Source organism: Rhizobium sp. Root1334 (assembly GCF_001426665.1).
In the GTDB taxonomy this organism is placed as follows: Bacteria; Pseudomonadota; Alphaproteobacteria; order Rhizobiales; family Rhizobiaceae; genus Pararhizobium.
Map to the genome: position 1 here is coordinate 95,108 of NZ_LMEY01000030.1, position 22,589 is coordinate 117,696.

The following is a 22,589-nucleotide window of genomic DNA, read 5'->3' on the forward strand; positions in this document are numbered from 1 at the left end:
GTCCTTAAAACGTTGTCGCCTTGCGGCGATCTCAAACGGGGCAAGCCGTCTGCTCCCTCTTCTCCCCAGCGGGGAGAAGTGCTGAGCGCAGCGAGGCGATGAGGGGGTGTCGCCGCAAACTCGCGTGTGCTTGGCTCCCCCTCATCCGGCCCTTCGGGCCACCTTCTCCCCGCTGGGGAGAAGAGGATTACGCCCTGCCCTTCCCAGCCAAAATTCACTACAATCGCCCGATCGAAAGCCCACCGTCGGCATTGATCACCGAGCCCGTGGCAAAGCCGAAGCTGCCGTTGGCCAATGCCGCGACCATGCGGCCAATATCATCCGCCTCGCCCCAGCGTTTCATCGGCACCAGCCCGCCATCTATCAACGCGTCGTACTTGGCGGACACGCCGGCGGTCATATCGGAGCGGATAATGCCGGGGCGAACCTCGAACACCGAGATACCGGTATCGGCCAAACGCAGCGTCAGCCCTTGCGAAAACGATGCAAGCCCCGCCTTGCTGATGCAATAGTCCAGACGCTCCGGCGAACTCATCACCGCCGATACGGACGTGATGTTGATTACCGAACGCGGCCCGCGGGCACAGCCCGCCAGCATCGCCTTCACCACCGCCTGAGTGAAAAACACCGTACCACGCAGATTGGTGCCGATGATCGTGTCGAAGTTTTCCGGGGCAAGCTCAAGGAAATCGCCCCGCACCACCGATGCCATGCCGGCATTGTTGACGAGGCAATCGATCCCGCCGAATTCTGCCAGCACCGCATCGACCGTCGCCTGATGACCGGACAACTCGGAGAGATCCCCTTTCAGAAAAATCGCCTTGGCGCCGAGCGCAGCAAGCTCCTCCAGCACACCCGAGACCTGATCGGCATCGCCGATACCGGTGATGGCAATGTCGAAACCGGTTTTCGCCAGTGCCCTGGCGATGCCGAGACCTATTCCGCGGCGGCCGCCGGTGACGATGGCGACAGGGCGTTTGTGATTGCTCATGCCGCCAGATCCTTCGCGATGATGTGATCGGCTACACGCAGCGCCTGTGCGGCAACCGTCAGCGCCGGATTGACGGCGGCCGATGTCGGCAGGCAGCCGCCATCGACAACATAAAGGTTCGAGTGATCAAAGGCCCGGCAGTACGGATCGAGCGGCGCAGACGCCGGGTCGTTGCCCATGCGCACCGTGCCGCATTGGTGCGACGGTGTGCGTTTGTCGAACGGTTGGGACAACACGATCGGATAACCCGCCGCCTTGAAGTGGGCGCGCATCTTCGCCTCAAGCCCGGACAGTGCCTCCATGTTGGAGCGCCGCCACTGCATGATGATGCCCTTGCCATCGACCATGATGCGGCTTTCCGGATTCGGCAGATCCTCTGTCATCATGTACCAATCGATGGCGTGGCCAGCCATGAAATCGAGGGCGAAGCGCGGTGCGTAACGTGGCGCATTGGCCTTGAGGATGTCTCCGTTGATCTTGCCGAGCAGCTGGACATTGCCCAGCGGCAAGCCATCACGCCCACCGGTGAGGTAGTAGTCGTTCAGCATCAGCGTCTTCTGGTAGACGCTGTCGTTGCGCCGGAACGGGTTGATGGCCAGCATGGCGCTGCAATTGTGGTTCATGAAGTTGCGGCCGACCTGATCGGAGCGGTTGGCAATTCCCTTGCCATCGCCGGAGCGCAGCAGGATCGCGGCGGAATTGATCGCGCCGGCCGACAGGATCACCAGCTTCGGGGACAATCGTTTCCTCTCGCCTTTGTGGACGTAGTGGATCGCCTCGATCCGCCCGCCTGGCCCGGCTTCCAGCGTCTCGACATAAGCGGAGGTGATCAGCTCGATATTCGGGTCCTTCAGCGCGACGGCAAGCGGCGCGGTCTCGGCGTCCTTCTTGCCCTTGCCCGTGTTGGGAAAGCCATCCCACGGCGTGCGTCCGCCGGCCAGCCAGGTGTCGATATCGACGCCGAGCGGCAATGTCGCCGGATGCAGTCCCTGCGCCTTCAACTCGGCGCGGGCGCGGGCGATTGCGGGCTCGTCCGGTACCGGGCCGTGAGAATAGGGCGTCGAGTGCGCAGGTTCCGTCGGGTCCTGACCAAGCTCGCCGCGCACCGCAAACAGCCGTTCCGCCTTGCCGTACCATGGTTCCAGTTCCTCGTAGGGAAAGGGCCAGGCCGGCGAGACACCGCCGAGATGCTGCATTTCGGTAAAGTCCTCGGCGCGGTAGCGCAGAAGGACCGCGCCGAAGAGCTTGGAATTGCCTCCGACGAAATAGAAATTCCCTGGATTGAACGCCGTCCCGTCCGGTTCGCGCCACATCTCCTTTGGCCGGAAGTGTCCATCAACGAAGATGGATTTATAGCTGCGCGTTTCCGGCGTGTCGGGAAGGCGCTCGCCGCGCTCGAGGATGGCGATGCGTGCGCCCGACCCGGCAAGCGCCGAAGCGACCGTCGCTCCGCCGATGCCGGAACCGATGATGACGATGTCGGGCTGGTTGACCATGACGGAACTCAGCCGATGCGCTGCTGGTTTTGCGGGTCGAAATACACCGCCTTGTCCAGATTGAAGGCCAGTCTTGTATTCTGGCCGGGCGCGATACGGGCGTCGGCGCGCAGACGCGCCACCACTTCCTTGCCGCCAAGTTTGGTGACTGCGAACGTGTCCGAACCGGCTGGCTCCACCACTTCGATCAAGCAATCGCCTTCCACCAGAGAGCGGGCGTTGCGATCGGCGCCATCGGGATCGGTCAGCGCTTCCGGCCGGATACCGAAAACAACCTGCTTGCCGCTATAGGCGGCAAGGCCAGACACCTGGGCGACCGGCAGATGCAACGGCTCAGCATCTGGTCGAACCAGCGAGACACGCAGATCATTGCCGCCGCCCTCCACCGTTGCGGTCAACAGGTTCATCGCCGGCGAGCCCATGAAATCGGCGACGAACAGGTTGGCCGGATTATTGTAGATTTCGGCAGGCGTGCCGAATTGCTGCAGGATGCCGTCCTTCAGAACGGCGATCTTCGTTGCCAGCGTCATCGCCTCGATCTGGTCATGCGTCACATAGACGATCGTCGTCTTCATGCGCTGGTGCAGGCGCTTGATCTCGGTGCGCATATCGACGCGCAGCTTTGCATCGAGGTTGGACAATGGTTCATCGAACAGGAAGACCTGCGGATTGCGCACCAGCGCTCGGCCCATGGCGACGCGCTGGCGCTGACCACCGGAAAGCTGGCTGGGCTTGCGGTCGAGCAGATGGCCGATCTGCAACATGTCGGCAACCTGCTTGATAGCCTTGTCACGCTCGTCTTTCGGCACGCCACGGATTTCCATGCCGAAGGCGATGTTTCCGGCCACCGTCATGTTCGGATAGAGCGCATAGGACTGGAAGACCATGGCGATGTCGCGCTTGGAGGGATGCAGGCCCGCCACCGACTTGCCGTTGATCGAGATTTCGCCTGACGTGATCGGTTCCAGCCCAGCGATGGTGTTGAGCAAGGTCGACTTGCCACAACCGGACGGGCCGACCAGCACCAGGAAGCCGCCCTCGTCGATTTCCAGATTGATATCTTTCAGGATTTCCAGCGAGCCGTAGGACTTGCGAAGGTTTGTGATTTTCAGAAAGGACATGGCTTTAACCCTTCACGGCGCCGGACATCAGGCCACGGACGAAATAGCGGCCGGAAACGATGTAGACGACAAGCGTTGGCAAGGCGGCAAGGATCGCGCCTGCGAAATGGACGTTGTATTCCTTCACCCCGGTCGAGGAAGAAACGAGATTGTTGAGCGCCACCGTCATCGGCGTCGAATCCGCCCCGGAGAACGATGCCCCGAACAGAAAGTCGTTCCAGATATTGGTGAATTGCCAGATAACCGAGACGACGATGATCGGACCCGACGATGGAAGCAGGATGCGCCGGAAGATCTGGAAGAAGCTGGCGCCATCGATCTGTGCGGCCCGCACCAGTTCGGTCGGAAACGCCTCATAGTAGTTGCGGAAATACAGCGTCGTGAAACCGAGACCATAGATGACGTGCACCATCACCAAGCCAGGGACCGATCCGGCAAGACCGAAGATACCCAGCATGCGCGCCATCGGGATCAGGACGATCTGAAACGGGATGAAGCAGGACAGAAGCAGCATGCCAAAGAAGATGCCGGAGCCCGGAAACCGCCACTTGGTCAAGACATAACCATTGAGCGCACCGATGATCGTCGAGATCGCCACGGCCGGCACGACCATCAGGATCGAATTGATGAAGAAGGGACGCAAGCCTGTCGGCTGCACACCGATCTGCGCCGTCGACCAGGCGGAGCGCCAGGGATCCAGCGTCCAGCTCATCGGCAGGTTCAGCATGCCGCCTTGGCGGATTTCGTCCAGCGGCTTGAAGGAATTGACCAGCATCACATAGAGCGGCAGCAGCGAATAGGCCGCAAACAGGATCAGCACGGTATAGATCAGCGCGCGCGTCAGGCGGCCGGAAGAAATGGCGTTGTCAGGGCTCTGGACACTCATGCGCGCTTCTCCCCTTTGATTTCGGAATAGAGGTAGGGGATGATGATCGAGAAGATCATGGCCAGCATGACGATGGCCGACGAGGCGCCAATGCCCATCGAATTGCGGGTAAAAGTGTAGGAATACATGAAGGTTGCAGGCAGTTCGGTCGCCTGCCCCGGCCCGCCGCCCGTCAGTGCCACGACCAGGTCATAGGCCTTGATGGCGAGATGGGCGAGCACGACGAAGGCCGACAGGAACACCGGACGCATCAGCGGAATGATGATCCGCCGGTAGATCGTCGTGGTCGAAGCGCCATCGATCTGCGCCGCCTTGATGATTTCGTTATCGACGCCGCGAAGACCGGCCAGGAACATCGCCATGATGAAGCCGGTGGATTGCCAGACGGCTGCGATCACCACGCAATAGATCGCGTAGTTGCGATCCTTGATCCAGTTGAAGGTAAAACTTTCCCAGCCCCAGAGATGCATGGTGTTTTCAAGGCCGATGCCCGGATCGAGAAACCATTTCCAGGCCGTGCCGGTGACGATGAAGGACAGCGCCATCGGGTAGAGATAGATCGGCCGCAGCAAACCTTCGGCGCGGATCTTCTGATCGAGAAGAATGGCAAGGCCCAGACCCAGCACTGAGCAGATGAGAATGTAAAGCGACGCGAAGATCGCCAGATTGGAAATTGCCCGCCACCAATGCGGCAGAGCCCAGAGCTTGGAATAGTTGCTCAATCCCACGAAATTGTAGGACGGCAGCATCTTGCTGTCGGTGACCGACAGATAGCCGGTATAGACAATGAAGCCATACACGAAGACAATGACGATCAGAAAGCTTGGGGCAAGTACCAGTTTTGGCACAAGGTCCTGCAGCCGGCTTCGGCTATCCATAGCGAATACCACCGTTGTATGTGAATTGAATAAAGCAAGATGCCCCTCACCCTAGCCCTCTCCCCGCATGCGGGGAGAGGGGATTACAGAGGTCGCCGCCCGGTCCTTCTCCCCGTTACGACGGGAAGAAGATGCCCGAAGGGCGGATGAGTGGCATTATTCGCAGAACGATTACTGCGCAGCAGCAACAGCGGCCGGCAGTTCCTTGACGGCTTCTTCGGGGGTGAGTTCACCGTTGAATTCGCGTGTCACGACGTCGTAGATCGCATTCTTGACAGCAGCCGGATTGGCATGGCCGTGAGCCATGGAACCGAACAGCTTGCCGTTTTTGTCGGCGTCGGCGAGATCGGCGATGGCCTTCTTGCCGCAAGCGTCGAACGCTTCGTTCGATACGTCTGTACGGGCCGGAGCCGAACCCTTGACGACGTTGAAGGCCGACTGGAAGGTCGGGCTTTCGATCGCAGCGGCCATCTGCATCTGGGCCGGAACCTTGTCAGCGGCAACCTTGAACATCGCGAACTGGTCGGAGTTGAAGGTGACGGAACCCTGTGTTTCCGGGTAACGCATGCAGACGAAGTCGGTGCCGGGCACCTTCTTTGCCTTGACGAACTCGCCCTTTGCCCAGTCGCCCATGAACTGCACGCCGGCCTTGCCTTCGATGACCATGGCAGATGCCAGGTTCCAGTCGCGGCCGGAGAAGTTGTCGTCCACATAGGAACGCAGCTTGGTCATGCGCTCGAAGGCGGTCTTCATCTTGTCGCCGCCAAGAGCTGCCGGATCAAGATCGATGAAGGCCTGCTTGTAGAAATCGGTGCCGAGCGAAAGAACGACAGCATCGAACAGGGTCGCATCCTGCCACGGCTGGCCACCGGCTGCGATCGGGGTAATGCCCTGTGCCTTGAAGTTATCAAGCAGAGCGACCAACTCGTCCCAGTTCTGCGGCTCCTTGCCACCTGCCTTGTCGAGGGCTGCCTTGTTGATCCACATCCAGTTGGTGGAGTGGACGTTGACCGGAGCGGCAATCCAGTGACCGTCGTATTTGGAGAATTTCTGCAGGGCGGCCGGAATGACCTTGTCCCAGCCTTCCTTGCCGGCGATTTCGTCGAGATTACCAAGCGCGCCTTCCTTGGCCCAGTCGAGAATGTCGAAGCCGAGCATCTGAACGGCCGTCGGTGCATTGCCCGAGGTGACGCGGGCGCGCAGCACGGTCATGGCTTCCGTACCACCACCACCGGCAACCGGCATGTCGGTCCAGGAAATACCCTTGGTTTCCAGATCCTTCTTCAGGACGTCCAGAGCGGCCGCTTCGCCGCCGGATGTCCACCAATGCAGAACTTCAACGCTTTCAGCAGCCTGCACGGCAGAGCCGCCCATCACCGCGCCACCCGTCATCATCAATGCTGCAATTGCTGTCGTCGTCATAAACTTGCGCATCGTAGTCCTCCCGTTTGCAAGTCGGATAGCGGGAAACTCCTCCCCCGCCGTTGAATGCCATCCCCGCTCAAACAGGGAAGCAATTGGTCTGCGGTCTCCACCGCCGGTTCATTTAAAACGTTATAAATAGGCTCAAGTCAAGCACCGCACACCATAGCCAGACAATTCGAATTAACACTTTGAATTCCAGTGTTTATAAGCCGTGAAATTAATGCCGCACCGCCGCAAATCCTTACTAGCAATGCGCATTTGTAACGTTTGCATAAACACACATTGCGCATGTGTGCGTCTGACGTTACAAAGACGCCTTGTCGTCGCCTCAAGGGAGTATTTCATTGGTTGACACTCCCAAATCCGCCGCTGCCGAAACGAGACCGAAAAGCGGCAAGCCAACGCTGCGCACCCTCGCCGATCTCACCGGCTTTGCCGTGACGACCGTGTCGCGGGCACTCAGCAATGCACCGCAGATTTCGGCCGAAACCCGGCGCCGCGTGCATGAGGTGGCGGCAGAAATCGGCTACCTTCCCGACCGGGCGGCGCAGCGCCTGAAGACCGGCCGAACCAACGTCATCAGCGTTCTTCTCGACCCGCACGAGGAAATCCTCGGCTACGGCACCTCGCTGATGCTCGGCCTTGCCAAGGCGCTGACCGATACGCCCTACCACATCATCGTCACGCCGAATTTCATGAACGACAGCAATCTCGATGCGGTGCGCCACATCGTCCGCAACAGTATGGCTGACGGGCTGATCTTCTCGCGCACCGAACCGTTCGACCCGCGCGTGCGCTTCCTGCTCGAAAACGATTTTCCCTTCGTCTGCCATGGGAGAACGGAGCTTTCCACCCCTCACCCCTATGTCGACTATGACAATTTCTCCTTCGCCTACGAGGCAGCCAAGCGGCTGATTACGCGCGGCCGGCGAAAGCCGACGATCATCCTGCCGCCGAAGCGCATGACCTTCTCGCAGCACCTGATGCACGGTTTCATGACGGCTGTGCGCGAGGCCGGCGTCGCTTACGAAATCCCCGAAGAAATCCATCTCGACAGCCCGATCGACCATATCCGTGACTTCATCAGCCGCCGCGCCGGGCAACCGGACGCGCCCGACGGCTTTGTCTGCGGCGGTGAGGTTTCGGCGCTGGCGACGATCACCGGCATGAGCGATCACGGACTGGCGCTCGGCGTCGAATATGACATCGTCGCCAAACAGACCTCGAAACTGCTGGTCAACATCCAGCCCAAGGTTGAGACGATCTATGAGGATCTGACGGATACCGGTGAACAGATGGGCCGCGTCCTCATGGCTCGGATTGCTGGAACGAACACGGCCGACATGCAAGTCATGCTGAAGCCGACGATCAATTTTCCGGCAACGTGAGACCTTGAGAATGAGGCCAGTGCCCTGTTCCAAACTCGAATTCAGCTCCATGCCCCCTCCCCTCCTCTCATCGCCTCTGCTCAAATCTCCCTTATGAACGCGGCATCCACCAGCCGGTGCGGCCGCCGATATGCATGTTGAGCGTCTTGGTCTCGGTGTAATCTTCCACCGAATGGCGGCCGAGTTCGCGGCCAAGACCGGACTGGCGGTAGCCTCCGAATGGCAGCTCCGAGGCCCCATCCATGAAGGTGTTCATCCAGATCGTTCCGGCCCGCACCTTCCGGCCAACCGTCAGGCAAGTATCGAAATCGCGGCTCCAGACACCGGCCGACAGACCGTAATCGATCGAATTGGCAATCCGGATCGCCTCCGCCGTGGTCTCGAAGGTCAGCACCGAAAGCACCGGACCAAACACTTCTTCCCGCGCCACGGCCATGTCGGGCGTGACGGACGAGAGAATGGTCGGTGACATGAACTGGCCCGAGCCGAGATCAAGTGCGGCGCCGCCATGCGAAACCTTAGCCCCATTGCCGGAGGCGGCCGAAACGTAGCCAACGATCTTGTCCAGATGCTGCGGCGTAATGATCGCCCCGACCTGGGTTTGCGGATCGAGCGGATCGCCGACCTTGACCTTCGCCGAAAGCGCGGCGACACGGGCAATCACGTCCTCAGCGATCTCCTTGTGAACGATCAGCCGCGAACCGGCATTGCAGCATTCGCCGGCATTGAAATAGGCGCCGAACACCGCCGCATCGATGAAATCATCGAGATTGGCATCCGGAAAGACGATCTGCGGGTTCTTGCCGCCGAGTTCCAGCGAAACCTTCTTCAGCGTCTGCGCGGCATTGGTCATCGTCAGCTTGCCGATACCGGTCGAGCCGGTAAAGGAGACCATTTCGACGTCGGGATGCGAGGTCATGATCGCGCCGACATCCGGGCCAGTGCCAGTGATGATGTTGACGACGCCTGCGGGAACACCGGCTGCTTCGAGGATTTCGCCCAGCACCAGCGTCGATCCGGACGTGAGTTCAGACGGCTTGACCACCGTCGTGCAGCCGGCCGCAAGCGCAAACGGCAGTTTCTGGCTGACGATCAGGAAGGGGAAATTCCACGGTGTGATGATCGAGACCACGCCAATGGCTTCGCGCAGGACGACACCGAGCGTGCCATCGCCGAGCGTATTATAGCTTTCGCCGTGCAGATCGCGCGCAAGCGCTGCGGCATAGCGCCAGATATCGGCGGCGCCGCCAAGTTCGGCCTTGGCCTGGCTGATCGGCTTACCGCTCTCGATACAATCGAGATAGGCCAGTTCATCGGCACGCGCCGCGATCATGTCAGCAGCGCGAAGCAGCACAAGCGAACGCTCCGATGCCGTCATGCGCGGCCAAGGACCATCGTCAAATGCCTTGCGGGCTGCAGCGATAGCACGCTCCGCATCCACTTTCGTCGCAGCCGGATAGCGGCTGACGGTGACGCCATGACCGGGCGCCACGCGCTCCAGTGTCCGGCCCTCGGCAGCATTGCCCCATTTGCCGTCAATCAGCATCTGGAAGTCGCGCACCTTCGTGTCAGTCAAAGCCTTGGGCTTCACCAGAACCGTCATTACCATTCTCCCTTGAATTCCGCAGGGCGTTTGCCGCTAAAAGCCGCAACGCCCTCTTTCATGTCACCGGTCTTGGCCGCCAGGATCGATCCCAGCGCTTCCACAGCCGTTCCGTTGTCTTCGCCATTGGCGGACGCGATCATCAGCTTGCAGATTTCCAGTGCCGCCGGACCGCGCTTGGCAATGCGCCCGGCATAGTCCTTCGCCGTATCCCGCACCGTCCCAGTCGCCACGACGGCATCGACCAGCCCCAGTGCCTTCGCCTCATCGGCCGTAAACATCTCGCCGCCCAGCACCATGCGCCGCACCACTTGCGCGCCAAACCGCCGGACCAGACGCTGTGTGCCCGACCAGCCCGGAACCATACCGAGGCTCGTTTCCGGCAGGCCGATCTTCACCTGCTTTTCGGCAATGCGGATATCCGCCGCTGCCGCCAGTTCCAGCCCGCCGCCAAGTGTGTGGCCATTGATCGCGGCAATCACCGGCATGCGCAGGGTCGCCAGCCGCTCGAACACACGGTGGCCGAAACGCACCCAGGCGTGACCGAATTCGTTGGGGCTCATCGCCCCCCAGGCCTTGATATCGCCCCCGGCCGAAAAGGCCTTGCCCTCGCCTGTCAAAATGACGACGCGGATGGTCGCATCGGCCTCGACCGTATCGCAGGCTGCCGAGAGTGCCTTCAGCATGTCGATATCGAAGGCATTCAACTTGTCCGGCCGTGCAACCGTGAGGATGGCGATCGCCCCCTCGGTCTCGATACGGATGCGTTCGTCAGCCATGCGCCGCTCCTTCCAGCGTCCGAACCGGCTTTTGCGGCAACGTCAGCCCGATCGGCGCTTCATGAAACAGCGCCGCATCCATGACCTTCAACTTGTCAGACACGATCAGCGGGAATTCCGACTGGTCGAGAATATGGGTCTGCAGATCGACACCCGGCGCGATTTCGGTGAGCATGATGCCTTCAGGCGTCAGCTTCATCACGCAACGCTCGGTGACATAGGTGATATCCTGCCCCTGCTCAACGGCGCGGCGGCCGGAGAAGGTGACGTGTTCGACCTCGTTGACCAGCTTCTTCAGCTTGCCCTCTTTTTCGATCACCAGCTTGCTGTCGGTCATCGAGAGCTTAGCCCCCGCGTTGAACATGCCGGAGAAGACGATCTTCTTTGCCCGCGCAGTGATATCGACGAACCCGCCCGCCCCTGCGGTCACGTGTGGCCGGAAGGACAGTTTCGAGACGTTGACCGAGCCGGATTTATCGATCTCAAGAAACGACAGAAGCGAGGCATCGAAGCCGCCGCCCTGAAAATAGGTGAACTGGTAAGGCGACGGCATGAAGGCGTCGGCATTCGAGGCGCAGCCGAAGGCGAAATCAAGCAGCGGCACGCCACCGACCGCCCCCTGCTCAATCACCCAGGTGACCGAGCCGTGCAGGCCCTCTTCTAGCAGGATACGCGGCACATTGGCCGAAATGCCGAAGCCGAGATTGACGCAGGATCCACCCTGCAGTTCCTGCGCAACACGGCGGGCAATGACCTTCTGAATATTGAATTCCGGCACCCGAAAACTGTCGAGTGGCCGGAAGATTTCGCCTGAGATCGCCGGATCATAATCCGTCAGCGTCGTCTGCTTCTGGTCGGGATCGACGATGACATAATCGACCAGCATGCCGGGAACCCGCACGTCATGCGGCTTCAGCGAACCGGACTTGGTGATCCGCTTGACCTGCGCAATGACAATACCGCCATTGTTTCGAGCGGCCAGCGCCTGGTCGAGACCGCCGAGATAGGCGCCTTCGTGCTCATAGGTCAGGTTGCCGCGCTCATCGGCGGTGGTTGCCCGGATGATCGCCACCTGTGGCACGATCGCCTTGAAATACAGCCAGTCCTCGCCCTCGAATTCCATCTTCTTGACGACCGGTTCGGCCATGGCCGACGCATTCATGGCACAGCCTTGGCGCGCGGGATCGACGAAAGTGTCGAGACCGGTCTTGGTGAGCACCCCCGGACGCTTTGCGGCCGCTTCCCGGTGCATGTCGAACAGCACGCCGGAGGGGATGTTGTAAGCAGCCACTTCGTTGCTACCAATCATCTGCCAGATCAGCGGCGGCTCGGATGTCGAGGGGCCGGAGGGATAGGAGCCGCCGATGATCTTTTTCAAAAGCCCTTTCTTGGCGATGTAATCGACACCCTTGATGCCGCTCATGTCACCCGCGGCAATCGGGTGCAGTGTCGTCAGATCGCGCGGATGGCCGGTCGCGTCAAAACGCTCTCCGATCGCCTTCAGCATCAGGTCCGGGCAACCGAGCCCACTCGACGACGACACAGAAACGGTCGCGCCATCGGGGATCAAAGCGGCGGCCTCAGCCGGGGTGATATGCTTGCTCATAGACAGAACTCTGTTGAAATCATCATGGTCTTCAGTTGCGGCTGGCCCCCTCTTCTCCCCAGCGGGGAGAAGGTGGCCCGCAGGGCCGGATGAGGGGCGGCTGCCTCGATACTCGATACGCGGCCCCCCTCATCGCCTCGCTCCCGCTCGGCACTTCTCCCCACTGGGGAGAAGTGGGAAGCTGCTATCACCTCCCCCAGGAAAGCATGCAGCCGCTCGACCGTCTCGCCAATCATGGCCTCAAAGCCCCGTTTCGACAGCGACGGCATTTCCGGTCTGCGCCGATTTCATCACCGCCAGCCCCGTCGCCAGCGACCAGATGCCATCCTCGCCGCCACAGAGCGGCTTGCCCTTGCCAGCAATGGCGTTGTCAAAGGCAGTCAGCGTGTTTTCATAGAGATTGCGGTGGTCGAGCGGCAGCTCCGTTTCACCCTCGACATTGCGCAAGGTCACCGTGCCAACCGGCTTCTGGCTCATGCAGTTGCGGGCGATCAGTGATCCGTCCGAGCCATGCACCTCAAAGCCGGTAACTGCATATTTGGTGGTAAAACCATCATGGAACTGAGCAATCAGGCCTGATTTGAACCGCAGGATACCCATCGCCGCATCTTCAAGCCCTGCCTTTGCCATGCCGCCATATTGGCCAAGCGCCACCGCCTCGACCGGATCGTCGCCGAGCACGAAACGCAGCGTATCGGTGTCATGCACGGTAATATCGAGAATGACCCCGCCACCCGCTTCTGGCTTGTCCAAGCGCCAGCCCTGCAGATGCGGCGGCAGGTAACCGGCATGGCAGACGCGGGCCGCCAATGGCTTGCCGATCTTTCCGTCGGCAATCGCATCGCGCATGGCACGATGGGTTGCGGCACCGCGAAGGTGATGATTGGTCGCCATGACGACACCGGCATCCCGTGCCACCTTGACCATGGCATGGGCATCGTCAAGGCTCATCGCCAGCGGCTTTTCGCAGAGAATATGCTTGCCGGCCTTGGCCGCCGCAATCACCTGGTCGCGATGCAGTTCATTCGTGGTGGAAATGTAGACGGCCTGAACATCAGGATCACCAACAAGCTCGTCAACACTGGTCACCGATTTTGCAATGCCGTGGTCTGCGGCATATTTGGCGCCGCGCTCGGCGCTGGTGCTCATCACCGAAACGATCTCGCCACCAACGGCGCGGATCGCGTCGATTACCCATTCATGGGCAATCGTGCTTGCCCCGATCAAACCCCAACGTGTCATAACAAGGATAGCCTTTCCCGCTTGTCGATGGCGGCACCACAGCTTTGGCGTACGACCAGCCGCACCGAACTGACGATCGCTTCCGCATCGGCCCGTCCGGCATTGATCTGTTTCAAAAGAAGCTGCGCCGCCCGGCGCCCCATGCCCTGCGGATCAACCGAAATTGTCGTCAACGCCGGCACCGCCGTCTGCGCCTCGATCACGTCGTCGAAACCGATCACGGCAAAATCCTCACCTGGATCAAGACGATGGGCGCGCAAGCCGTCGCAGACCCCGAAAGCGACCGCATCGTTGAAACACACTGCCGCCGTCGGCCGCTCGCGGAGCAGCAACGCCCGCTCGATGGCAGCGACGCCCCCTGCCCGCGACGGCGCCGAGCTGACCACAAGTTCGTCATGAAGAGCTAGATCCATATCGGACAGCGCGTCGCGATAACCCTGCAGCCGCTCATTGAAAACGGCCGTATCGGGAAAGCCGCCGAGGAACGCGATACGGTGATGGCCAAGCCCGGCCAGATGGCGGACGGCATCGCGCATGCCGGCATGATTGTCGGAGATCAGCGAGGAAACCTTGGCGCCGGTAACCTGCCGGACGACATTGACGACGGGAATACCGCTCGCCACCAGCGGCTTCAGGTCATTGGCATCTGTTCCACGCGCCGGCGACAGGATCAGCCCGGAAATACCGTGCTCACGCATCGAGGATATTACCTCACGCTGGCGGTCGACGCTTTCGGCGGTATTGGCAAGAAACTGCACGTAACCGGCCGACTGCACGACCATATCGACGCCGACAGCAAGCTCGGCGAAGAAACTGTTGGTCAGGTCGTTGACGACGATACCGATGATCTTCGATTTGGAATTGGACTGGCGCAGGTTGGCGGCGCCTCGATTGTAGACATAGCCGAGATCGCGAATGACCGCATTGACCTTGGCGCGGGTGGCCTCATTGACCAGCGGGCTCGCCTGCAGCACGAGCGACACGGTCGACTTCGACACACCGGCGGCGCGCGCAATATCGATCACTGTCACCCGGTCTTTTACCACATCACCCTCCCGGCCAAGGTCTTCCACCTCAGCATGCATGCTCAAAATAATTGGAACGTTCCAATTTTGTCAAGCGGATTTCGCCAAACTCGATCAGGCTCCCCTTTATCCACAGACAGCGAAACCGGATCGAAGAACACAGAAATAGACAAGCCATTGATATTAGCTTGTTAATTTAAAACACGGCGCCTTACATACAACGACAAGAAACTCGACGTCAGTCCAAAAATCTACTCTCTGCGCATTCGAAGCTTCGGTTTGGCACGCAAATTTTCCTTGAAATTTGGAACGATCTAAATTATTCGGCTTTCAATATCCAAGGAGGAGCCCGCATGTCCGCCACCCTGTCGCTGCCACACGCCGATGGCTCGCTTGAGATTTACCGTTTGACGGGAACACCGGTCTCGCGGCCGAAAACGGCCCCCACCTTCAATCGTATCGCCTATGCCGCCGCGCACGTGGTCTCCGATCCATTGCGCGATCTCGATCCATGGGGCCGCCCGGCCATCGACTGGGAGCGGACGATGGCCTTCCGCCATCATCTCTGGGCTCTCGGCTTCAAGATCGCCGAAGCGATGGACACGTCGCAGCGCGGCATGGGGCTGGATTGGGCAGGCGCGCAGGAACTGATCCGCCGATCGCTGGCCGAAGCCCGCACGGTGCCGGGCGCCGATCTCGCCTGCGGTGCCGGAACCGACCACCTTTTACCCACCGATACACGCTCGCTCGACGATGTCATCCGCGCCTATGAAACGCAGATCGGCTTCGTCGAGCAGCAAGGCGGCCGCTCGATCATGATGGCCAGCCGCGCACTCGCCCGCATCGCCACATCGCCGGATGACTACCGCAAGGTCTATGGCCGCATCCTGTCGCAAACCAGGGACAAGGTTGTGCTGCACTGGCTGGGCGACATGTTCGACCCGCAACTGAAGGGCTATTGGGGATCGGAAAACTTCGAAACGGCGCTCGATACGGTCCTGTCGATCATCGAGGAGAACAGGGCGAAGGTCGAGGGCATCAAGATTTCATTGCTCGACAATGCTTACGAGGTCGCCCTGCGTAACCGTCTGCCCGACGATGTGCTCTGCTTCACCGGCGATGATTTCAACTATGCCGAACTGATCGAAGGCGATGGAAAGAAATACAGCCACGCCCTGCTCGGCATCTTCGATGCCGTGGCGCCCTCCGCCTCCAAGGCGCTGGCCTCGCTTGCCGCTGGCGATACCGCCACCTTCCGCGCGGTGATCGAACCGACTGTGCCTTTGTCGCGAAAAATCTTCGAAGCGCCGACGCAATATTACAAGGCCGGCGTGGTTTTTCTCGCCTGGCTCAATGGCCACCAACGACATTTCACCATGCCGGCTGGCATGCAGTCGGCCCGTGGCGTTTTGCACTATGCCAATATCTTCCGTTTGGCCGACAAGGCCAACGTGCTGGATATGCCGGATATGGCTATGGAGCGAATGAAGGCGTTTCTGGTGATGCAAGGGGTTTGAGGGCTTCGGCAATAGCAGACATTCCCCTTCTCCCCAGCGGCGAGTGACGAGCGGCTGCGAGTCGATGAGCGATGTCTTTCCGGAAGTGCTTTGCCATGTCGCCTGATCCCGAATGATGGCATTGAGGATGGGCGGCAGTTTGCGCGTGGTGGTGACGAGGCCATCACGAAAAGCATTGAAATCGGGGGGTTGGACAAGCTTTTCAAAGACGCGTTGTCCTGAGTGGTCGCTGGGCTTCGGGTTCTATCCCATGCCAAAACGCCCGGCATTGCTACCGGGCGCCTGGCCGCGGCGCATCAGGGAGATCAGTTGCGCCGGGAATTGAAGCCCGTATCGATATGCGGCTCCCAGAACTCCACGGATTCGCGGATCATATCGACGACGAGATGATCGGTCGGCTCGCGTTCGCGAAAGGAGAGTTCAAGGCAGATTTCGTTGTCGGTACCACCGCCACGGCGAACCGTGTCGAGCAGCTTTTCAGGCACTATCCGGCCGTCCTTGTTATGGACGGCAATGAACGGCCAGTGCCCTCCCTTGTTCATCGAAGACTGCTTGATGTGGATAATCGGCGATTCCTTCGGAAACGCCTCCGCCCAGGCATAGGGATCGATGTCGTCCGGATTGCTGGAGGTGACGTCACCGTGGTCGATATCGACCATCATCTTCATTGGAATCGGCAGGCCCGACTGCGCCAGCCGCCCGTCGAGCGCGCGGCATTCTGCGATCGTATGGCCGAACTCGCGGCCGACTGACATGGGTTCCCAAAACAGATAGGTGAGACCGGCAACCTTGCCATGCTCGGCCACTTCGGCCCAGCAATCGATGGCGATCCGCATCAGTTCCTCGCGGCGCGCTGGGTCGTCATAGTCCTTGTGGGTGAAGATGGCGAATTGGGTGCCCATGCCGGAAGCACCGAGTTCGGCGGAAATATCGGCAAAGGTCTTGAACCAGTCGATATAATAACGGCGCACATCGATATCGGGATGGCCGAAATGGTTGAGCCGTCCATAAGGCCCAGTCATGCCCGAAGTCACCTTGACGCCGGTTCGCCCGAGCGCCCGCTTGAATTGGCGCAGCTGCTTGACGATCGTTGCAGCCGGCCAGCCCGGATTGACGAACTCGTGGGTCAGCTGGACATAGCCAATGCGGATCTTCTCGGCGATCGTATCGATCAGGTCATCGGCCTCGGCGAAACGGTTGACCAGTGGATTGGTGTTGAGCGACAGCGTGAACGCCATAAGCCTTACCTCTCAGACCAGATGAATGCCGGCAGGATGAAATCGGGAACTGCGCCATGCTCGGCAAACAGCGCCTGGCGATCAGCGTCGGACGCGGTTTCGAGAATACCGGTCGTCACCAGGATCGATGCGAGCCCCGCCCCGGCGGCACCGGCAATATCGTGCTCGATGCTGTCACCGATGCAGCAGATTTTCTCCGCGAAAACGTCCCCCAGAAATTCACGCGCCGTTGTATAGATGTCGGCGAATGGCTTGCCGATCCAGCGCACGGTGCCCCCCAGATCTTCATAGAGTTCAGCAATACGCCCCGCCCCGAAGGCAGTACCGTCCTTCGTCAACATGATCTTGTCCGGGTTGGTGCACAGGCATGGCACACCCCGCGCGGCTGCGGGCGCCAGGAGCGTTTCGTAGAACGTCAGCGGATATGCATCACCTTCGCTTGCCGCCAAGAGGATGAAATCCGCATCCTCGCCGCGATCGGTCCGTGTCAGATCAAGCCCGTCCAGCGGTGAGGTATCGCCATCGCGGCTGATCAACAGACATTTGCGTGCGGTGTTTCCGGCCTCCTGCCGGATTTCGGCCTGAAGGATACGCCAGGCGACCTCGCCGGACGTCAAAAACCAGTCCCAGCTCTGCGGATCAAAACCAAGAGCGGCAAGGCGGCGGTCATTTTCCGCCGAACGTTTTCCCGAGTTCGACAGGATGATGATCATCTTGCCAGCCTGCTTCAGCCGCAGAAGTGTCTCCGCAGCGTGGGGATACGGCCCTTTACCATCCCGCAGCACGCCGAACTGATCGATCAGGAAGGCATCGAAACGCTCTTCGATCTCAGCTAGGCCCGATATTGTCAGTGGCCCGCCCTTCATAGCACGCCCGCCGCTTTCGCGCCGGTCAGGGCAAGTCGCGCCGTTCCCGCAGCCGCCTCTTCCGAAGCCACCGGCAGAAAGGCAATGGATATCTTCCGGTTGCGGATCGCCGTCCAGACCGCGTTCTTCGCACCACCGCCGACTGTGCGGATGGAACCCAAGGCCGGGCTGCCGAGCGACACCAGCCGCTGATAGGCTAAAGCCTCGACGCCCGCGATGCCCTCGAAGATCGCTTTCAGGAATTCGGCATCGCTTTGCGGCCGCGGCGTCATGCGCGGCTTCATCGCCGGGTCGTTGACCGGAAAGCGCTCACCATCCTTGATCAGCGGATAATAATCGAGCCCGGTATCCGTCGCCGGATCGATCTCCGCGGAAAGCGCTGCGATCCTCTCGTTGTCGAAATGGGCGGACAGCACCACGCCGCCGGTATTGGAAGCACCACCAGCCAGCCACATATCGCCGATCCGGTGGCTGTAGAGACCATATTCCGGCGCAAACAGCGGCCGGTCGGACAGCATCTTTACCGTGAGTGTCGTCCCAAGCGCGGAAACGGCATCGCCCGGCTGACCGGCACCGGTTGCCAGAAACGAAGCACAGCCATCCGTCGTCCCGGCGACGATGACGACATCATCCGCAAGGCCGAACGCACTCGCCGCCTCCTGGGAAATCCCGGCGATCGGTGCACCCGCAGGCAGCACGTCCGGGAGCAGATCGAGCCGCGCGCCCGTTGCCGCGATCCAGTCCGGCCAGCGGCGCGATACCGGATCGTAGCCGGTCTTCAGCGCGTTGTTCTCGTCGGAAACATCATAAAGCCCGGTGAAATGCCCGGCTAACCAATCCGCTTGATGAATAATCCGGAAAACGCCGGGAGTGGACTGAAACACCAGCGCTTTCGCCAACCCGGACGTCGCCCCATGCACCGCACTTTCCTTCGGCGCATGGGTGGAGATCCGGGCGAGAATATCCGCATCCTCGACCGGATCATTGTACATCATCGGCGCCGCCAACGGCGCGCCGTTTGGGCCGACTGGCAGCACGGTGCCAGAGGTGCCGTCAATCGCAATTGCCCGGACCCGTGTCCGGTCGATGGCACCAAGTACCTGCCCAAGCGCGGTCTGTACCGCTTGCCACCAAATCACGGGATCGCGATGGTCGGCGGAAAAATCGGCAAGTCTGGATGCCCCGGATGCGGCTATGTCGAAATCCGCATCCATTGCCACAGCGCGGGCGCCGGATGTACCGATATCAATACCGATCACCAAAGGCCTGTTTGCGGCACTGGTCATTGCAGCGTCTTTCCGGCCCGGTTCAGTTCCTGCCGGTATTTTTCCGCGTCCCACCCAAGCAACTCGGCATTCTCGGCATCCGTCAGATAGCGCAACCGCGCGCCTTCGTTGATACGGCCAAGGACGTCCGAGAGGCAACGGGCCATGGCCAGCGCGCCGGCCGTGACCTCCTTGGAGACCAGGACGCCCTTGCCTGGAAACAACAGTGCTGGCGGCACGGACACTCCCTCGCCGCGATGCCGTTCCTCGATCGCGGCGGCCGTTTCGCCGGGCGCTGCAACAAACGATCCGCGGCCGAGGAAGATGACATGGTCCGGATAAAGACTACCACCAGCGGCAATACGGCAGCTTGCCAGATCGGTCGCGGCATCATGGATCAGGCTGTCTTCCGGCAGCGCGAAATTGCTGCCGACGGCAAGCCGCGAGAGGGCCGCAAGGTCGGCGTCCGGCGCCTTGCGCCGTGGCAGGGCCAGCCTGTTTGAGACCTCAGCCAGTAACAATTCCGCCTCTGCAACGGTTTCGGCTGCCACGGCCAGCCCGTGATTGCCGAGGATTAGCACACTGGTATCCGGCCGAATCCGCGTGGCGATCGCCTTTGCCAGCGGCAGGCCGGGTCGTGCATAGGGCACGAACGCATGCGGAATACCCGATAGTTTCGATGCGGCAATGGTTTCGCCGTTGACCTGCACAGCGGTCGCGATCGTTTCGACACAATGCACGTGGATCACGACTTTCTGCGGCATCAGGGCGTGCACCGTCGTTTCGATCGAGGGGCGCAAACCGGATGGATTGCGGTCCGCGATGACGAAATCCTGTGCTTTCTCGGTCGAGGGATCATCACGCTCCAGCGCGTCGAGCAACGCATCGAGCGCCACCGGCACCATCACATCGCGCTGCCTTGCCTGCATCAGCCAAAGGCCCGACGCCTTGATCCACAGCGTGCCGCCCTCCTTGATCGAGGTATTGCCGCCAGCTGCCTGCACCAGCGCCGGATCGGCACCGACCCGGGCCGAGACATCCAGAAGGGCTTCGAATTCAGAACTTCTCACCATTGTCTCCGATATCGTTCAAGCCGCCTGCGACTGCCGCAGACACCAGGCGGCGAAAGCCTCGCGTTCTGCCGGCGTCATGTGCAATCCGTGTTTGGTGCGGCGCTCCAGAATGTCCTGCGGCGTCTGCGCCCATTCGGTTTCGATCAGGAACCGCGCTTCGCGTTCACGCAACAGCTTGCCGAAGGACGTACCGAGATCGTCGAGCGATACCGCGTTGCCGAGCAGGTCATGGGCGCGCGTGCCGTAGAGTCTTGCGTAATGCTTGGCCAAATCGGCCGGAAGCCAGCGATATCGCGCCCGCAGATCGCCGAGAAACTGATCGAAATCCGCCTTTGGCATATCGCCGCCAGGCAGGATACCTTTCGAGGTCCAACCCGGTTTCATCGACGGAAAGAACGGCCTGATCTTCTCCAGCGCATGTTCGGACAATTTGCGGAACGTGGTGATCTTGCCGCCGAACACGGAAAGCAGCGGCGCTTTTCCACTCTCCGCATCAACCTCGAAAATATAGTCCCGCGTTACGGCTGACGGATTTTCGGCATTGTCATCATAGAGCGGCCGCACGCCGGAGAAACTATGGACGATATCGCTTTCGGCGAGCTGCTGCTTGAAATAGCGGTTCACCGATTTGATCAGATAATCGATCTCGTTGGCATCGGCTTTCACATCTTCCGGCCGGCCGTCATAGGGAATATCGGTGGTGCCGATCAGCGCCAGATCATTTTCGTAAGGGTTGATGAAGATCACCCGCTTGTCCGGGTTCTGGACGAGATAGGCCTGCCGACCCTCCCAGAATTTCGGCACGATGATATGGCTGCCCTTGACGAGCCGGACATTGCGGCGGGAATTCAGCCCGGCAATACGGCCGATGACATCGTTGACCCATGGCCCTGCGGTATTGACGACGCATCGCGCCTTCAGTTCGCTCTTGCGGCCCGTGCCGGCCTGAGTCATCTCGATATCCCAGAGATCGCCATTGCGGCGCACCGACGTGCAGGCAGTTCTCGTGTAGACTTTGGCGCCACGCTGCTTGGCATCCAGCGCATTGAGCAGCACCAGCCGGGCATCATCCACCCAGCAATCGGAATATTCGAACGCCTTGCGATAGTCCGTCTTGACCGGCGCGCCCTCCGGCGCCGTGCGCAGGTCAAGCGTGCGCGTACCGGGCAACCGCTTGCGGCCGCCCAGATGATCATAGAGAAACAGACCGAGACGAACGAGCCAGGCCGGGCGGTCGGACGAGCTGTGCGGCAACACGAAGCGCATCGGCCAGATGATATGCGGCGCGGATTCGAGCAGCACCTCGCGCTCGATCAAGGCCTCGCGCACCAGCCGGAACTCGTAATACTCGAGGTAACGCAACCCGCCATGCACAAGCTTTCCGGATCGCGAACTGGTGCCCTGCGCCAGATCATCTTTTTCGCAAAGAACGACGGACATGCCCCGCCCTGCCGCATCGCGGGCAATGCCTGCCCCATTGATACCGCCGCCGATGATAAACAGGTCGATGATGCCGGCTTCAGCACTCACGATCGTTTCTCCTGCAATCCGTAACTCGCAAAGCCCTTCCGGACACCGGCAATTTCCTCTGCCGAAAGCACGACCGGGCCGCCGATCAACAAGGCATGGTAATATTGCTTGGCAATGGTTTCGAGCTCGACCGCCGCCCACATCGCCTTTTCAAGGCTTGCTCCGGTGGCCAGCATGCCGTGATTGGCCATCAGGCAGGCGGTACGGCCCTCCATCGCCTTAAGAATATTGTCCGAAAGCTCCTTGGTCCCATAGCGCGCATAGTCGCAGACTTTCACGTCGTCGCCACCAAAGGCGGCAATCATGTAGTGACAGGCCGGGATCGGCTTGTGGGCGATGGCAAGGATGGTCGAATAGATCGCATGCGTGTGGATGACCGCATGAACCTCTGGCCGGCTCTTCATGATATCGAGATGAAAGCGCCATTCCGTCGAAGGTTTGCGCGGGCCATCCCAGGCGCCGTATTCGCCCTCCAGCGGCAACGAGGCGATCATGTCCGGCGTCATCTCATCATAGGGCGCTGCCGACGGGGTGATCAGCATCCGGTCTTCATAGCGCGCGCTGATGTTGCCGGATGTTCCCTGATTGATGCCAAGCGCATTCATCTTACGGCAATGGTCGATGATCGACTGGCGAACGTAATTCTCTGTCATCGTCCTG

At 60.4% G+C, this 22,589-nt stretch carries 19 protein-coding genes; 2 read left to right on the top strand and 17 right to left on the bottom strand.

The window, feature by feature from the left end; genetic code table 11:
• Positions 1-217 precede the first annotated feature (217 nt).
• The 6 genes from ASD36_RS27715 to ASD36_RS27740 all read right to left on the bottom strand — a co-directional run bounded on the left by ASD36_RS27715 (position 218) and on the right by ASD36_RS27740 (position 6,767).
• The gene (locus tag ASD36_RS27715; RefSeq protein WP_060505960.1) at positions 218-991 is read right to left on the bottom strand and encodes a 3-ketoacyl-ACP reductase; all 774 of its coding nucleotides are present in this window, start codon (positions 989-991) and stop codon (positions 218-220) included.
• Positions 988-2,487 (bottom strand): GMC family oxidoreductase, encoded by a 1,500-nt coding sequence (locus ASD36_RS27720; protein WP_060505961.1) that lies wholly within the window; start codon positions 2,485-2,487, stop codon positions 988-990. The genes ASD36_RS27715 and ASD36_RS27720 overlap by 4 nt, the downstream gene beginning before the upstream one ends.
• Before the next feature lie 8 nt (positions 2,488-2,495).
• Positions 2,496-3,608, bottom strand: coding sequence for an ABC transporter ATP-binding protein (locus ASD36_RS27725; RefSeq protein ID WP_060505962.1), 1,113 nt, complete (start codon positions 3,606-3,608; stop codon positions 2,496-2,498).
• A gap of 4 nt (positions 3,609-3,612) precedes the next feature.
• Positions 3,613-4,494: a carbohydrate ABC transporter permease gene (locus ASD36_RS27730; RefSeq protein WP_060505963.1), complete on the bottom strand. Its 882-nt coding sequence runs from the start codon at positions 4,492-4,494 to the stop codon at positions 3,613-3,615.
• On the bottom strand, positions 4,491-5,372 hold the full coding sequence (locus ASD36_RS27735; protein WP_060505964.1) for a sugar ABC transporter permease: 882 nt from the start codon (positions 5,370-5,372) through the stop codon (positions 4,491-4,493). Before ASD36_RS27735 ends, ASD36_RS27730 begins: the two co-directional genes overlap by 4 nt.
• Positions 5,373-5,543: 171 nt before the next feature.
• Positions 5,544-6,767 carry an ABC transporter substrate-binding protein gene (locus ASD36_RS27740; RefSeq protein WP_244482333.1) on the bottom strand — a complete coding sequence of 408 codons (1,224 nt, stop codon included), beginning with the start codon at positions 6,765-6,767 and terminating at the stop codon, positions 5,544-5,546.
• Between the two features lie 374 nt (positions 6,768-7,141).
• On the opposite strand from ASD36_RS27740, the gene ASD36_RS27745 reads away from it, so the two are divergent.
• Positions 7,142-8,185, top strand: a complete 1,044-nt coding sequence (locus ASD36_RS27745) for a LacI family transcriptional regulator (protein ID WP_347360146.1) — start codon at positions 7,142-7,144, stop codon at positions 8,183-8,185.
• A gap of 91 nt (positions 8,186-8,276) precedes the next feature.
• Here ASD36_RS27745 and ASD36_RS27750 read toward each other — a convergent pair whose 3' ends face one another.
• The 5 genes from ASD36_RS27750 to ASD36_RS27775 form a co-directional block, all read right to left on the bottom strand.
• A complete protein-coding gene (locus tag ASD36_RS27750) occupies positions 8,277-9,788 on the bottom strand; it encodes an aldehyde dehydrogenase family protein (protein WP_060505966.1) in 1,512 nt (503 codons plus the stop codon).
• Entirely contained in the window at positions 9,788-10,567 is a 780-nt protein-coding gene (locus ASD36_RS27755) for an enoyl-CoA hydratase/isomerase family protein (RefSeq protein ID WP_060505967.1), read from the bottom strand. The genes ASD36_RS27750 and ASD36_RS27755 overlap by 1 nt, the downstream gene beginning before the upstream one ends.
• Positions 10,560-12,173 (bottom strand): acyl CoA:acetate/3-ketoacid CoA transferase, encoded by a 1,614-nt coding sequence (locus tag ASD36_RS27760; protein ID WP_060505968.1) that lies wholly within the window; start codon positions 12,171-12,173, stop codon positions 10,560-10,562. Before ASD36_RS27760 ends, ASD36_RS27755 begins: the two co-directional genes overlap by 8 nt.
• Positions 12,174-12,413: 240 nt before the next feature.
• The gene (locus ASD36_RS27770) at positions 12,414-13,415 is read right to left on the bottom strand and encodes a Gfo/Idh/MocA family oxidoreductase (RefSeq protein WP_060505970.1); all 1,002 of its coding nucleotides are present in this window, start codon (positions 13,413-13,415) and stop codon (positions 12,414-12,416) included.
• Positions 13,412-14,461 carry a LacI family DNA-binding transcriptional regulator gene (locus tag ASD36_RS27775; protein WP_060506095.1) on the bottom strand — a complete coding sequence of 350 codons (1,050 nt, stop codon included), beginning with the start codon at positions 14,459-14,461 and terminating at the stop codon, positions 13,412-13,414. The genes ASD36_RS27770 and ASD36_RS27775 overlap by 4 nt, the downstream gene beginning before the upstream one ends.
• A gap of 332 nt (positions 14,462-14,793) precedes the next feature.
• On the opposite strand from ASD36_RS27775, the gene ASD36_RS27780 reads away from it, so the two are divergent.
• Entirely contained in the window at positions 14,794-15,957 is a 1,164-nt protein-coding gene (locus ASD36_RS27780; protein WP_060505971.1) for a dihydrodipicolinate synthase family protein, read from the top strand.
• A 305-nt stretch (positions 15,958-16,262) separates the two neighbouring features.
• Here ASD36_RS27780 and ASD36_RS27785 read toward each other — a convergent pair whose 3' ends face one another.
• The 6 genes from ASD36_RS27785 to ASD36_RS27810 are packed head-to-tail and all read right to left on the bottom strand — an operon-like array spanning position 16,263 to position 22,582.
• Positions 16,263-17,195, bottom strand: coding sequence for a TIM barrel protein (locus ASD36_RS27785; RefSeq protein ID WP_060505972.1), 933 nt, complete (start codon positions 17,193-17,195; stop codon positions 16,263-16,265).
• A gap of 5 nt (positions 17,196-17,200) precedes the next feature.
• Positions 17,201-18,061: a TIGR01459 family HAD-type hydrolase gene (locus ASD36_RS27790; RefSeq protein ID WP_060505973.1), complete on the bottom strand. Its 861-nt coding sequence runs from the start codon at positions 18,059-18,061 to the stop codon at positions 17,201-17,203.
• Positions 18,058-19,347 (bottom strand): FGGY-family carbohydrate kinase, encoded by a 1,290-nt coding sequence (locus tag ASD36_RS27795; RefSeq protein WP_060505974.1) that lies wholly within the window; start codon positions 19,345-19,347, stop codon positions 18,058-18,060. The genes ASD36_RS27790 and ASD36_RS27795 overlap by 4 nt, the downstream gene beginning before the upstream one ends.
• On the bottom strand, positions 19,344-20,399 hold the full coding sequence (locus ASD36_RS27800; RefSeq protein ID WP_060505975.1) for a class II aldolase/adducin family protein: 1,056 nt from the start codon (positions 20,397-20,399) through the stop codon (positions 19,344-19,346). Before ASD36_RS27800 ends, ASD36_RS27795 begins: the two co-directional genes overlap by 4 nt.
• A 15-nt stretch (positions 20,400-20,414) precedes the next feature.
• Positions 20,415-21,929 carry a glycerol-3-phosphate dehydrogenase gene (locus tag ASD36_RS27805; protein WP_060505976.1) on the bottom strand — a complete coding sequence of 505 codons (1,515 nt, stop codon included), beginning with the start codon at positions 21,927-21,929 and terminating at the stop codon, positions 20,415-20,417.
• The gene (locus ASD36_RS27810; protein WP_060505977.1) at positions 21,926-22,582 is read right to left on the bottom strand and encodes a class II aldolase/adducin family protein; all 657 of its coding nucleotides are present in this window, start codon (positions 22,580-22,582) and stop codon (positions 21,926-21,928) included. Before ASD36_RS27810 ends, ASD36_RS27805 begins: the two co-directional genes overlap by 4 nt.
• Between the last annotated feature and the right edge of the window lie 7 nt (positions 22,583-22,589).

Bases quoted from the DNA above. Each gene is read 5' to 3' on its own strand.
- ASD36_RS27715 (WP_060505960.1), bottom strand. From the start codon at position 991: ATGAGCAATCACAAACGCCCTGTCGCCATCGTCACCGGCGGCCGCCGC.
- ASD36_RS27720 (WP_060505961.1), bottom strand. From the start codon at position 2,487: ATGGTCAACCAGCCCGACATCGTCATCATCGGTTCCGGCATCGGCGGA.
- ASD36_RS27725 (WP_060505962.1), bottom strand. From the start codon at position 3,608: ATGTCCTTTCTGAAAATCACAAACCTTCGCAAGTCCTACGGCTCGCTG.
- ASD36_RS27730 (WP_060505963.1), bottom strand. From the start codon at position 4,494: ATGAGTGTCCAGAGCCCTGACAACGCCATTTCTTCCGGCCGCCTGACG.
- ASD36_RS27735 (WP_060505964.1), bottom strand. From the start codon at position 5,372: ATGGATAGCCGAAGCCGGCTGCAGGACCTTGTGCCAAAACTGGTACTT.
- ASD36_RS27740 (WP_244482333.1), bottom strand. From the start codon at position 6,767: ATGATGACGGGTGGCGCGGTGATGGGCGGCTCTGCCGTGCAGGCTGCT.
- ASD36_RS27750 (WP_060505966.1), bottom strand. From the start codon at position 9,788: ATGACGGTTCTGGTGAAGCCCAAGGCTTTGACTGACACGAAGGTGCGC.
- ASD36_RS27755 (WP_060505967.1), bottom strand. From the start codon at position 10,567: ATGGCTGACGAACGCATCCGTATCGAGACCGAGGGGGCGATCGCCATC.
- ASD36_RS27760 (WP_060505968.1), bottom strand. From the start codon at position 12,173: ATGAGCAAGCATATCACCCCGGCTGAGGCCGCCGCTTTGATCCCCGAT.
- ASD36_RS27770 (WP_060505970.1), bottom strand. From the start codon at position 13,415: ATGACACGTTGGGGTTTGATCGGGGCAAGCACGATTGCCCATGAATGG.
- ASD36_RS27780 (WP_060505971.1), top strand. From the start codon at position 14,794: ATGTCCGCCACCCTGTCGCTGCCACACGCCGATGGCTCGCTTGAGATT.
- ASD36_RS27785 (WP_060505972.1), bottom strand. From the start codon at position 17,195: ATGGCGTTCACGCTGTCGCTCAACACCAATCCACTGGTCAACCGTTTC.
- ASD36_RS27790 (WP_060505973.1), bottom strand. From the start codon at position 18,061: ATGAAGGGCGGGCCACTGACAATATCGGGCCTAGCTGAGATCGAAGAG.
- ASD36_RS27795 (WP_060505974.1), bottom strand. From the start codon at position 19,347: ATGACCAGTGCCGCAAACAGGCCTTTGGTGATCGGTATTGATATCGGT.
- ASD36_RS27800 (WP_060505975.1), bottom strand. From the start codon at position 20,399: ATGGTGAGAAGTTCTGAATTCGAAGCCCTTCTGGATGTCTCGGCCCGG.
- ASD36_RS27810 (WP_060505977.1), bottom strand. From the start codon at position 22,582: ATGACAGAGAATTACGTTCGCCAGTCGATCATCGACCATTGCCGTAAG.